Below are 12,577 nucleotides of genomic sequence, written 5' to 3' on the forward strand. Positions count from 1 at the left end.
AAACCGAACAACCGCCATGTCCAAATTCTCCAGATATTCCGCGACCATCATCGCCGTTGCACTCGGTGTTCTCGGCGTCACGCTTGTTTTGTACGCCTGGCGCCTGCCGCCCTTTACCTCGTCGGTGGAAACCACGGATAATGCCTATGTGCGCGGCCAGGTGACGATCGTGGCACCCCAGCTTGCCGGCTATGTCCGCGAAGTGCCCGTGCAGGATTATCAGCAGGTGAAAAAGGGCGAGCTGCTTGTTCGCCTCGACGATCGCATCTTCAAACAGAAGCTCGAACAGGCGAAGGCCAACCTCGCGGCACAGGAAGCGTCCTTGGCCAATTCCGAACAACAGCGCCGTTCGGCCGAGGCCCGCGTGCGCGCAAGCGAAGCGGCACTGGAAGGCGCGCGCGTGTCGCTCGACATCGCAACAAAGAATTGGGCGCGCATCGAGCCGCTGTTGAAGAATGGTGTGGTGACGGCCAGCGAAGCCGATCAAAGCCGCTCGGCGGTGGAACAAGCACGCGCCGCCGACGGCCAGGCGCAAGCCAGCCTTGATGTGTCGCGTCAGGATCTCGAAAGCACGAAGGTCGCGCGTGGTTCACTGGAAGCGGCAGTTGAAGGCGCCCGTGCGGCCGTGGAACTGGCCGAGATCGACCTGCAGAACACACGCATCACCGCGCCCGAAGACGGTCGTCTGGGCGAAGTCGGCGCGCGGGTCGGCCAATATGTGTCGGCCGGCACGCAGCTCGTTGCCGTGGTGCCCGCGCGCAGATGGGTGGTCGCCAACTTCAAGGAAACCCAGCTTGCCGGCATGAAACTCGGCCATACCGTGCGCATGACGGTGGATGCCCTGCGCGGCACCGACTTCACCGGCCGCATCGAGCGCTTTGCCCCGGCGACGGGCTCGGAATTCAGCGTCCTGAAACCCGACAACGCCACCGGCAACTTCACCAAGGTCGCTCAACGCCTGCCCGTGCGCATCGCGCTCGATCCCGACCAGCCCATGACCGAAAACCTCGCGCCCGGCATGTCGGTGGTGGTGACGATCGACAAGCAGCAAGGCACGACCGAAACGGCGGCGATCGAGTAGAAAAGAGTGGCCCTAAAACGGCCGCTCCTCCACCGGCCGCTCCCCATCGCCCGCCGATGCGTGCCACGGCCCGGCGGCCCGCTCCATCAGCCGCTCGATCAGACGCTTGAGATCGCTCGGCGTGGTGTGGCCGGCCAGCACTTCATGATAGCCGATGCCGGCGCGCCGCAGCGCTTCCTTCTTGATCGCGTCGCGCGCCGCCGCCGTTCCCTGATGATGCCCGCTGCCCTGATACTCCACGACATGGCGCGGCCGGCAATCCGCATCCACCAGAAGCAGATCGACGCGCTTTGCGTTGATGCAGCGATAGGCTTCGGCATCCCGGCTGCGCAGGATTTCGCCCAGGGAAACCTGCGCCATTACGCGCCATTCCGGGTTGCGCTCCGACACGAGCCGGTCCAGCTCCCGATACAACCGCGTTTCGCCCTTGTTGAGCAGCGGCTGAATGGTGAAATCGGCCCCCATCACGATCCGCAACTGATCCGCCGCATCCGGCACCCGCGCCGCATCGCTCGCGCGTGGCTCGAACCACCGCTTGCCCCCCGCACGCCGCCGCCGCTTCTTCAGCCAGAGTTCAAGGCCGATGAAGACAACGAAGCCGACAAGCAGGCAGAGAAGGATCAGTTGCTGGTCGTCGAGCGGGGGGAATGTACCAATCGTCATGAGTAGCTATTCCTTGCATGGAATATATCTACGTTATACTAACGGCATAACTTGTTATTGGGGTGAGCATGGGAAAGTTTTCTGGGAAGGTCATAGAGGCCTTTGCCGCGACCGGGATAGGTGACGCAAAGCGGCTAGGAGGAGAGTTGCGTCGACTGCGTCTCATGTCCGGTTTAACGCAGCACCAACTAGCTATACGCATGAGCGTTCAACAAGCCGCCATATCGAAAATCGAAAAGGGTGGCGAAGTCTTTCTCTCGACCGTACAGCGTTATGTCGAAGGGCTTGGCGCGTCATTGCGTGTTGATGCTCGCTTTCCACAAGATGCTCCGCTGGCACTCAAATTCACAGAAGCGTTCGATGTAGAATGCGGGGATGACGATCAGCTTATATTGCCGATTCTTGGTGATGATCTTTTCAAGTCTCAGCGAGATGTCGTGCTTTCAATCAAGCCGGAATACTCCACGAAGATACTCGATGGACGTAAAACAGTCGAGCTAAGAAGGCGCTTTCCCGTCTCTGCTCCAAGTGGGGCAATAGCGTATATCTACGCTTCAGCGCCTATAAAGGCGATGGTGGGGATCGCTGAGATTCGAGATGTGTTTAAGCTCCCGGTGGAGCAGATTTGGAATGAATTCCAAACCTCGGCTTACATAGGTCGTGATAAGTTTGATAGATACTTTGAAGGCTTGCGGGAGGGGTATGCGTTGGTCTTCGAGGGTGTTAGAACGTTCTCGCGACCATTGCCATTAAGTGAATTGCGTGAAAAATTTGGATTTGAGCCGCCGCAATCATTTCTCTACGCTAAGCGCGACTTGAGGAAGGCGCTGAGAGATGAGCCAGCAATCGTATCTCATTGATACGAATATTCTGATAGGCTTGGAGGACTACCATAAGGTCGAAGCCGCTTATGCGAAGTTTTTAAGCTTAGCATCCTCGCACAAGGTTGATATCTTTGTGCATGAAGCGGCGAAGGAAGATATTGCGTGCGATAGGGACGCCAGGCGTCGCGAAATCTCGCTAAGTAAGATCGACAAGTATCGTGTGCTGCGGGAGCGACGCGGTCTAACGGTCCAATCTCTTGCGACCGACTTTGGTCCTCTGCGAAAGCGAAATGACGTCGTCGACGCTAAACTTTTGCACGCGTTGGTGATCGGTTCGGCAGATTTCTTAGTCACTCAAGATCGCGGTTTGCACGACCGCGCACAACGCCACTCCGCTGAGCTGGGAAGGCGGGTTTTATTCGTCGGCGATGCTGTTGATCTACTTTCTCAGACCTATGAGCCCAAAGCGGTTCCTATCCGCCACGTCGCGGAGGTTGAAGCTCACGAGATAGATCACGAAGATAGCTTCTTCGACAGCCTACGAGATGGGTATCCTGAATTCAACGAGTGGTGGCGAGATAAATGCGTTAAGCAGCACCGCTCCTGCTGGGTTGTCTACGATGGTGATGTTCTTGCCGGTCTTATTGTCAAAAAAGATGAGAGTAGATCGGAGACTGATGCCATCACACCAGCGGATAAGATACTGAAGATTTGTACCTTTAAGGTTTCTCCCGAGAAACGCGGGGTTAAGCTCGGCGAGCTGCTTCTGAAGCAGATATTGTGGTATGCTCAATCAAACGACTATGGCTTAACTTATCTGACGACCTACGAAGACCAAGTATCGCTAATAAGCCTGCTAGAGTTCTACGGATTCGCGAATTCTGGAAAAAACAAGAACGGAGAGCTTATATACGAGAGGAGTTTTTCGTCGGAAAAGCTAATCAGACCTGAAGGCGCTCCCGCGTTCGAGCTGGCTCGGCGTAATTATCCTCGGTTTGTGATCGATGAAGCCGTTTGCGGTTTCGGTATACCGATAATGGAAAGTTACCACGACATCCTTTATCCGGACTTATGGTGCCCAAAACAACCGGATCTCTTCGTTGGTACGTTGGCGGAAGGAAGACCAAGTCGACCCGGCAACACCATTCGCAAGGTGTATCTTTGTCGGGCTCAATCCCGCCTTGATCTACCAGGATCGATCCTTTTCTTCTATAAAAGCGCGTCAAAGGAAGAGCCCTCTCAATCGATGACCGCGCTTGGTATCCTCGAAAGCGTTACAGAGGCTCACTCTACTCGTGAACTTATGCAGCTAACCGGCGGGCGTTCTGTCTACAGTGAGGAGCAACTGACTGATTGGTCTGCAAGTCTGAACCGTCCGGTCAAGGTAATCAACTACCTCTTAGTCGCCTATATAGATCCTCCAATAGGCCTAAACGAACTGCGTAATCTTGGCGTTGTGCACGGTCATCCTCAGCAATCGATATATAAGCTTACAGGGCAGAGCCTTAGGTCATTACTGCAACGAGCCAATTTAAACTTTGAGGTATAACATTCGTTTAACTCACCAATAAGCCATCCGCACCGTTTGCGTCACACGCTGCTTGCCCACGGTAAACCCCGCCGCCTTGAACTTCGGCGCGGAAAACTTCGGCACGGCATTGTTCGAAACCGCAATGCCTTCCTTTGGGATTCCCACTAAATTCTGGTCAAGCTTGCCGTTGTTGTTTTCGTCGTGGATCACGGCCAGCGCATAGGTGCCGGCGGGAAGGTTCTTGAAGGTGATCGGCTGGCGCGCCTTGGCGGCCGGCACCACGCGCTGCGTGTCGCCTTTTTTGCAGCCGGGAAAGCCCTTGGGGTCGGCCGTCACGCAAAGCGCCAGGCTGCCCTTCGCGTTGCGCAGCCCGCTGACCTCGACAACGAGGTCGCCGGCTTGGGCGGCGCTGAAGGGGAAAAGCAGGGCAAGACCCAGAAACAGGGCGGATCGTGTCATAGAACAGAACTTTCGAGCAAACCGTCGGATCAACCGAAGCTGCCCGCTTCAGCCGCTCTTCGCAAGCGACAGGTGCTGACAGAAAGCGCCTAGGCTTCCTTCTCCATCGCCAGACCGTGCAGCGTTTCGAGAAGACGATTGGCGGTCATGCGCGAGGGATCGAAGCCACTACTTGCCGCGATCTCGTTGTAGCGCACGGCCTGCGCCGGCTTGGCGCCGACATAAGCCATCGACCAGTTGGGAAAGGCGCGGGCGTCCGTGGTTTCGAATGCAAGCAGCGTCACGTCGGAATGGCGGGGATCGCGCTGGATGCGCTCGAACGTGGCTTCCACGGCGCGGCGCGGTCCTTCCAGCACCTGGCCGAAGCATCCGGTGTTGAACAGGAGCGCACCGGTTACGTCGGCCTGCGCGTTGTTGCGCTGGCTGAGCGACAGGATCTCGTCGATCGCCGCGTCAAGCGCATCCGCGTCGCCATCAACCTCGTTGCGGCTGTAATAAACAAGACGCTGAAAGGGGGCGGCTGCGCTCATAAACCGTGTTCCTCGACAATCGCGGCAACCTTTCTTGGTTGCACAAGCAAAGCTCTGGCATCGGCCAGCGCCATCGGCCGGCCCGTGAAATAACCCTGCACATGGGTGCAGCCTTCGTTGCGGATCGCAGCCAGCTGTTCCTCGGTTTCCACGCCTTCCGCCGTGGTCTTGATGCCGAGGCTCGCGCCAAGCGCTGCCACCGCGCGCACGATCGCGCTCGCTTCCGGATTGGCCCCCATGCCACGCACGAAACTCTGGTCGATCTTCAAGCGGTCGAACGGGAATTTCTGGAGATAGGCCAGCGATGAATAGCCGGTCCCGAAGTCGTCCATAGAGACGCGCACGCCGAGATCACGCAGCTGCTTCAACAGGACAAGCACCGTATCGGTGTCTTCAAGCAGCGCGTTTTCGGTGATTTCCAGTTCCAGCCGCTCTGCCGCAAGGCCCGAAGACGCCAGCGCCGACATCACCGTTTGCGCCAGCGACGGGTTGCGGAACTGCAGCGGCGACAGGTTGACGCCGACCGTGATCGCTTCGGGCCATTGCACGGCATCGCGGCAGGCGGTGCGCAGAACCCATTCGCCGATCGCGCCGATCAGCCCGGTTTCTTCCGCCACCGGGATGAATTCGAGTGGCGACACCAGCCCGCGCGTCGCATGACGCCAGCGAAGCAGCGCTTCGAACCCCACCACTTCCTGCGTGGCGAGATCGACCTGCGGCTGATAAGCCAGTTCGAACTCCTGCAGGGCGAGGGCCTGGCGCAGATCGAGCTCGATGGCGCGCCGCGCCTGCATCTGCTCGTCCATTTTCTGCTCGAAGAAGCGGTAACGGCCGCGTCCTTCGGCCTTGGAGCGGTACAGCGCCAGATCCGCGTTCTTCATCAGAACATCGTTGTCCGACCCGTCATGGGGCGCCTGGGTGATCCCGACGCTGGCGCCGATATGGATCATGTGCCCTTCCAGCGCATAGGTCCGGCCGACGAGATCGACGATGCGCTTGGCGATGATCTCGATTTGCTCGCGGGTAAAGGAACCGGGCTTCAGGATAGTGAATTCGTCGCCGCCGAGCCGCGCCACCACATCGCCGTCTTCCGCTACCGTTCCCAGCCGCTCCGCCACCTTGCGCAACAGCGTATCGCCGATCGGGTGGCCAAGCGTGTCGTTGACGGATTTGAAGCGGTCGAGGTCGAGCGCCATCAAGGTCAGCGGCTTGCCGGCCTGCAGCAGACGGCCGAGCGTGGCATGCAGCGTCACGCGGTTCACCAAACCCGTCAGCGGATCGCGACGCGCCCGTTCGGCTTCGCGCACGAAGGCGCTCACATCGGTCAACGTGAGGGCAGCGCCGCCATCGGGCAAAAGCCGCGCTTCCACATTCACCGCGCGCCCGTCCGACAGCTTCAGCTGCGCGAAGCGCTGCGGCGCCGATCCATCGGGCAGCGCGATGCGCCCGCCCACCCCGCAGGACGCAAACAGCGCATCGAGCGCGATCGCGGGGGCCGCCGTACAGCCGAGCAAAGCCGTTGCCGCCCGGTTGACAAACGAGACGCGCCCGCCCGCATCCGCCAGAAGCACGGGCGTGGCGAGTTCCACGAGGGCTGCGAGATAGGCCTCGGGCTCAGCGGACGCGGCTTGTGCGGGTTCGGAAAGGGGCAGGGGATGCGCGCTCAGCGGTCTGTCCTTGGGGGTGAAATGCGGTGGCTGCGCGAAGTCTTTGCCCATCAAAGGAAAAGGATCAGTAAAACGCGCGCGTCAATCACGCTAAATCGCTTTGCGAAAGCAGCACTTGCCTTTATACGCGGCGCACCATGAACACGCCCCTTTCGCATATCCGCAACTTCTCCATCGTCGCCCATATCGACCACGGCAAGTCGACGCTGGCCGACCGGCTCATTCAGCTTTGCGGCGGTTTGGACGCCCGCGAGATGGAGGGCAAGGAGCAGGTTCTCGATAATATGGATATCGAGAAGGAGCGCGGCATCACCATCAAGGCGCAGACCGTGCGCCTGGCCTATACCGCCAAGAACGGTGAAACCTACACGCTGAACCTCATCGACACGCCCGGCCACGTCGATTTCGCCTATGAAGTCTCGCGCTCGCTGCGCGCCTGCGAAGGTTCGCTGCTCGTGGTGGATGCGAGCCAGGGCGTGGAAGCCCAGACGCTCGCCAACGTGTATCAGGCGATCGACGCCAATCACGAGATCGTGGTTGTGCTCAACAAGGTCGATCTGCCCGCAGCCGAGCCCGAGCGCATCAAGGAGCAGGTCGAGGAAGTCATCGGCATCGACGCTTCCCAAGCCGTGATGATCTCGGCAAAAACCGGCCTCGGCGTGCCCGATGTGCTGGAAGCGATCGTCCAACAGCTTCCGCCGCCGCGCGAAGGCGACGCCACCAAGCCGCTCAAGGCCATGCTGGTGGATTCCTGGTACGACGCCTATCTCGGCGTTATCGTGCTCGTGCGCGTGATCGACGGCGTGCTGAAAAAGGGCCAGACCATCCGCATGATGGGCACTGGCGCGAAATACCCCGTGGAGCGCACCGGCTTCTTTACGCCCAAGATGATCCAGGCCGATCAGATCGGTCCCGGCGAGTTCGGCTTCATCACGGCGTCCATCAAGGAAGTGGCCGACACCCGCGTCGGCGATACGATCACCGAAGACAAGCGCCCGACCGAAGCCGCCCTTGCCGGCTTCAAGCCCGCCCAACCGGTCGTGTTCTGCGGCTTGTTTCCCGTGGACGCCGCCGACTTCGAGGATCTGCGCTCGGCCATGGGCAAGCTGCGCTTGAACGACGCGTCCTTCTCGTTCGAAATGGAAACCTCGGCAGCCCTCGGCTTCGGCTTCCGCTGCGGCTTCCTCGGCCTTCTGCATCTGGAAATCATCCAGGAGCGGCTGGAGCGCGAGTTCAACCTCGACCTCATCGCAACCGCCCCGTCCGTGGTGTACCGGCTGGTGATGGCCGATGGCGGCGTGCAGGAGCTGCACAACCCCGCCGACATGCCCGACGTCATGAAGATCGCGGCGATCGAGGAGCCGTGGATCCGCGCGACGATCCTCACGCCCGACGATTATCTCGGCGGCATCCTGAAGCTTTGCCAGGACCGCCGCGGCATCCAGGCCGACCTGTCTTATGTCGGCAAGCGCGCCATGCTGGTTTACGACCTGCCGCTCAATGAAGTCGTGTTCGATTTCTATGACCGGCTGAAGTCGATCTCGAAGGGCTATGCCTCCTTCGACTACCACCTGACCGATTACCGCGAAGGCGACCTCGTGAAGATGTCGATCCTGGTCAACGACGAGCCAGTGGACGCCCTGTCGATGCTGGTGCACCGCACAGCCGCCGAAAAGCGCGGCCGCGTCCTGTGCGAAAAGCTGAAGGACCTGATCCCGCAGCACATGTTCAAGATCCCGATCCAGGCCGCCATCGGCGGCCGCATCATCGCGCGCGAAACCATCTCGGCGCTGCGCAAGGACGTCACCGCCAAATGCTACGGCGGCGACGTCACCCGGAAGCGCAAGCTGCTCGAGAAGCAGAAAGAAGGCAAGAAGCGCATGCGGCAGTTCGGCAAGGTCGAAATCCCGCAGGAAGCGTTTATTCAGGCGCTTAAGATGGGCGATAGTTAGAAGGAGCGCGTAGTCTTCTTCTTCGTCATCCTCGGGCTCGACCCGAGGTTCCATGCCCTGAGTGTTGCCCCATTGAGCTATAGCTTGGCGATCGTATATTTGACAAACCCAAACGTATAGGTAGTGTAGTCTTGCCGGTTTGAGGACCTGCAGCCATTAAGATTTTAAAACGAACCGAATCAAACAAGCGAGTAACCGAGTAAACGGCACGGTTGCTCAGGTCCGTATCTGTGGAGATTGCCATGGATATGGTGACGATTGCAGGGGTGCTTAGCATCGCTGCCAGCGTCCTAGGGATCATAGCGTCCCTAATTACCATCCACCGCGAGCGCGGTTAAGTGTGAGGGCGGCAGCAGTGCCGCCCTTCTTTATTGCGGAGCAAGCAGTCAGCGGCAGCGAAAGATGAACCTCTATATATTGAAGCAGGAGGACTCAGATGCACTACATCCGGCTTGCAATTTTGTCAGGATGTCAAGTTTTTTAGACAAAAATCTTGCGAACAAAAGCAAAGCACGATAGTTGTATAAGCGGGCCTGGCCCACGAGATCGCCTGAGCGGTCGCTAAAAAGCCTCTTGTGGAAACGCATGAGGCTTTTTGAGTCTTAGGGCTTCACTTCGACGCCCTCGAAGCAGCTGTATTTGGTTGCTAAGGTCGGCCAATCAGCGCTTCCAAGATGGCACTCGATAAGTTTCCCATCCTCCATTAGACGGCGATAGGGGCGGTTGCTTTTGTGATACCCACCCATGCAGATTGGCCACAAAAACAAATCTGCCAGCTGTGATAGAGGGGAAGTTTTTCGCTTTAGATCGAACTCGTAAAGAAGATCTCGGAAATCGGCGCCGGATAGCGGCGCGTAAGGCCCAGATGCATCCTTCCCGAAAGGCATTCCCTCGGTTTTTAGGGCATCATAATAAGCCTTCAAATTTGCATCTTCGGGCTTATTGCATCGTTCAGGTCGGACGCGCAGCTTAGCACCCAAGTCCCGAGCGCGTTTTGCTGATCTTTCAACCACTACGCTGAAAGCGGTTTTGCAAAGAAGCCAGGGTTGCTGCTCATAAAGAGCGAGATACCGGGCATTGTACCCGGGGCGATCAATCACACACGCTATACCCGTTACGGGCGCGGCACGCATTAATTGATACGGTTCTTCGTAGAAGCGGTTCCGTTCCTCCGCCTCAAGATCACGAAGCCAAAAAAATCCCTCATTCTGAGAACGGATTTCAGAGGAATGCAATGGGTTGGTGATCTGAGGCCACCGCCCCAAGAAATCGCTATGCAAGCCGCGAGCGGCTTCCTCGTCGCATTCTCGTACGATAATTCCACCAAGCGCAAACCAATCGTAGTTGTGGGCTGCTTTCTTGCCTACTTCTTGAGTCGGATGGCGCGTGCCTGAGTCGTCCAAGTAGAGGTTGAGGGTATTTGGCATACATTACTTCTTATGGCTGTCATCCTCATCTACTTGATTGGATGGCCTTGGGCTAGCGATCTTCCATAGCTTCGCGTTAAACGTCTCTTCGCCGTTGTCCGTCTAGCTCGAGGGCGGCCTCGCGAAATTTGTCGATCTGGGGCCTCTCATCCGAAAGCCCCGTCTTCGTCATCTTCGTCAGCATCGGCCAAAATCTCCTTATCCAACTCCAGCTTTTTGATTAGGCGTTCGACTTCCTTAACGCCAATTTTTCCGCTTACGATCAAGCGGAAGCTAGAGCCTTTTGATAGCAGCCCTGTAATCAACTCACGTTCCCCATTATCGATAGTCAGGACGTTGTAGGAACGGTCGACCTGATGATGAGCATGCGCTGGTGGCGAAAGTTGTAACGCCTTCCCTTGGCTAACTGGCTCCATGGTAACAAGGTCCTCTCGTGCGGGAGGGGAGTCATAGGCCGTTGATTCCTGCGCTACAACCTCCATTGTTTCCCGATACGATTGGATTAGGCGTTCCGCAGCTTCACGCAAAAAGTCGCGCTTAGTTACCAAATGAGCGCGAATAGCAGCGTCGCTTGCCCCGCCGGGGAAAGTGTCTGTAATCTCCTGATAGATTTCCGGACCAGAGGCAGCTTCGCGAATGGCACGAACACGTTCGGGGTCGCCAAGTTCTCGGACCAGAATATCCTGGGCCCGTTCAGTGACCCACATCGAGTCGCGTCCGCCGTCCAGTAAACCGTATTTGGACACGGCTGAAATAACCCCTAACGACTTCCCGTTCAGGCCATTATAACCCATGTGTTGAGCCACGAGCGCTTTAGGAATCTTGTTTCGGTGGTCGGCGTCATAGACAAAGCGCACTTTATCCAAAGCCTCGCGCAGCCCTATAGTCGGGTAGCGGGGGCTGCGCATTTTTGCTTCTGCCATGGCGATTATCCTCATTAATCGCCGCTGATATAAAGGTAATCGCCCTGATGATCAACAAGGAAGCGATTACAAGGAAACTAAGATGCGAATAACCGTGCGATCAGGTGTTGACCTCTGCCCGATTCGGGTCCATTTGTTACAAGTCGAGCGAATCGACAGAAGGACAGTCTGATGATCAGGAGAGTCTCCCTAGCCTGTGTCACGCTCACGGACACGGCGCGGGATAAATGAAAAAGGCTCCATAACCGGGCATGGTTATAGAGCCTCAATCGTGGGCCACACAGGAAGACGGCGGCGGTGATCTTGTATCACCGCCGCTTTCGTTTGTGAATCCCCTCTTCATATCGCCATAGGGCAATTTCAGTTGGACGGGTCTGCGGTAGTGATCTTCCTTAGATCGTAACAGGTCTGCGGTACGTCAGGCGCTTGCCCTTGGCACCCATGGGCGCCAAGACGGAACGAGCGCCTTCATCAATGCCCATTGCAGCGCGATGCTGTAACGGAAGTTATATCGCGGCGGCGGCTGCCACGATGGTGATCGTGCATGGAAGGTTGGAGGCAAAGGCAACAGCCGCGTCGGCTTCGTTCACGATATCCCCACCACCCCGTCCCAACAAACAACTCGTTCCAGTCCGGATTGGTCTTCTCGATCAGGTCGATCTTCCACTGGCGCGGCCAGTGCTTGAGCGTTTTCTCCCGCTGGATGGCGTCGTGGATGTCGAAGAATTCCTCGTACCAGACCATCCGCACCACGCCGTAGCGAGCGGTGAAGCCTTTGCCCTGCCGCGCCTTATGTTCGGGAATGCGGCGCGCGAGGTCGCCGGTGACGCCGATATAGATCGTGCCGTTCTTCTGGCTGGCGGTCATGTAGGTATAGCCGGTCATGCCGCAACGTTAACCGGTTCGAGTGCGCGAGCAAGCGTGCAGCGTCATCCCTGAACCGCAGCCTTCCCCGTTTTTCGTCATCCTTGGGCGAAGCCGGAGCGCAAGCGCAGGCGTAGACCCGAGGATCCATGCCTGAACGCTGGCCGGCGCGCGGCGGGACGAATGAGCGGGGCGCGCTGTGGTGGCTGGTCTGGCATGGATCCTCGGGTCAAGCCCGAGGATGACGAAGCGGAGAGGGAGCCGCTAAACCTCTGATGTTGCTGCCACAGCAAAGGGCGGACACAAAAATCTATCCACGCCCCCACCCACCCCATCTATCCTCCACCCATCGCCCTCACGGGAACTCTGGTGCGCACCGGGGATCAGGGGAGGGCGGCGGTGTCCGGGTTGGTTGGGCTACGGTAGCCTGGCTTGGAGGGTAATCAGTCCCGCCCCAAACCCGGACCCTGTGCTGGTCAGTGCGGGAGCACTCGGTGAGGTGGCGACTAGTCTGCACCGAGCCCGCCCACCGGCATCGGGGTGAAAGCACCGACGGACGCGAAACACCCGCGCCGTATCTAAAATCATCAAGGCGCGGGGTTTCGCGTCCGCTTCCCAAGCAAACCAGCGCGGGAAGTCGAGAACCCGTGTTCGCA

10 protein-coding genes and 1 pseudogene are annotated in these 12,577 nt (G+C 58.3%); 4 read left to right on the top strand and 7 right to left on the bottom strand.

What is annotated here, in order from left to right:
- The first annotated feature begins 16 nt into the window (after positions 1-16).
- Positions 17-1,081 carry an HlyD family secretion protein gene (locus JYU29_RS00635; protein WP_213982863.1) on the top strand — a complete coding sequence of 355 codons (1,065 nt, stop codon included), beginning with the start codon at positions 17-19 and terminating at the stop codon, positions 1,079-1,081.
- Positions 1,082-1,093: 12 nt separating this feature from the next.
- Here JYU29_RS00635 and JYU29_RS00640 read toward each other — a convergent pair whose 3' ends face one another.
- Entirely contained in the window at positions 1,094-1,744 is a 651-nt protein-coding gene (locus JYU29_RS00640) for a DUF2726 domain-containing protein (protein WP_213982864.1), read from the bottom strand.
- Positions 1,745-1,812: 68 nt separating this feature from the next.
- Here JYU29_RS00640 and JYU29_RS00645 point away from each other — a divergent pair, with 68 nt between their 5' ends.
- Together JYU29_RS00645 and JYU29_RS00650 are read left to right on the top strand one after the other, a co-directional pair.
- Positions 1,813-2,604 carry a helix-turn-helix domain-containing protein gene (locus JYU29_RS00645; protein WP_213982865.1) on the top strand — a complete coding sequence of 264 codons (792 nt, stop codon included), beginning with the start codon at positions 1,813-1,815 and terminating at the stop codon, positions 2,602-2,604.
- Positions 2,579-4,117 carry a GNAT family N-acetyltransferase gene (locus JYU29_RS00650; RefSeq protein ID WP_213982866.1) on the top strand — a complete coding sequence of 513 codons (1,539 nt, stop codon included), beginning with the start codon at positions 2,579-2,581 and terminating at the stop codon, positions 4,115-4,117. Before JYU29_RS00645 ends, JYU29_RS00650 begins: the two co-directional genes overlap by 26 nt.
- A gap of 12 nt (positions 4,118-4,129) precedes the next feature.
- Here the strand turns inward: JYU29_RS00650 and JYU29_RS00655 are convergent, their stop codons facing one another.
- From JYU29_RS00655 to JYU29_RS00665, 3 genes are all read right to left on the bottom strand, one after another.
- Positions 4,130-4,558 (bottom strand): DUF2141 domain-containing protein, encoded by a 429-nt coding sequence (locus JYU29_RS00655; protein ID WP_213982867.1) that lies wholly within the window; start codon positions 4,556-4,558, stop codon positions 4,130-4,132.
- 89 nt (positions 4,559-4,647) lie between these two features.
- Complete coding sequence (locus JYU29_RS00660; protein ID WP_213982868.1) at positions 4,648-5,088, bottom strand: BLUF domain-containing protein; 441 nt, start codon at positions 5,086-5,088, stop codon at positions 4,648-4,650.
- Positions 5,085-6,806, bottom strand: a complete 1,722-nt coding sequence (locus tag JYU29_RS00665; RefSeq protein ID WP_213982869.1) for a putative bifunctional diguanylate cyclase/phosphodiesterase — start codon at positions 6,804-6,806, stop codon at positions 5,085-5,087. The genes JYU29_RS00660 and JYU29_RS00665 overlap by 4 nt, the downstream gene beginning before the upstream one ends.
- Before the next feature lie 86 nt (positions 6,807-6,892).
- Here JYU29_RS00665 and lepA point away from each other — a divergent pair, with 86 nt between their 5' ends.
- On the top strand, positions 6,893-8,707 hold the full coding sequence (gene lepA, locus JYU29_RS00670; protein WP_213982870.1) for a translation elongation factor 4: 1,815 nt from the start codon (positions 6,893-6,895) through the stop codon (positions 8,705-8,707).
- 602 nt (positions 8,708-9,309) lie between these two features.
- Here the strand turns inward: lepA and JYU29_RS00675 are convergent.
- The 3 genes and pseudogenes from JYU29_RS00675 to JYU29_RS00685 form a co-directional block, all read right to left on the bottom strand.
- Positions 9,310-10,134, bottom strand: a complete 825-nt coding sequence (locus tag JYU29_RS00675) for a DUF3800 domain-containing protein (protein WP_213982871.1) — start codon at positions 10,132-10,134, stop codon at positions 9,310-9,312.
- Between the two features lie 146 nt (positions 10,135-10,280).
- A complete protein-coding gene (locus tag JYU29_RS00680) occupies positions 10,281-11,057 on the bottom strand; it encodes a hypothetical protein (RefSeq protein ID WP_213982872.1) in 777 nt (258 codons plus the stop codon).
- Positions 11,058-11,657: 600 nt separating this feature from the next.
- A pseudogene (locus tag JYU29_RS00685) lies at positions 11,658-11,942 on the bottom strand (GIY-YIG nuclease family protein); the annotation flags it as partial.
- Positions 11,943-12,577 lie beyond the last annotated feature (635 nt).

Source organism: Tianweitania aestuarii, from assembly GCF_018457165.1.
GTDB classification, from domain to species: Bacteria; Pseudomonadota; Alphaproteobacteria; order Rhizobiales; family Rhizobiaceae; genus Tianweitania; species Tianweitania aestuarii.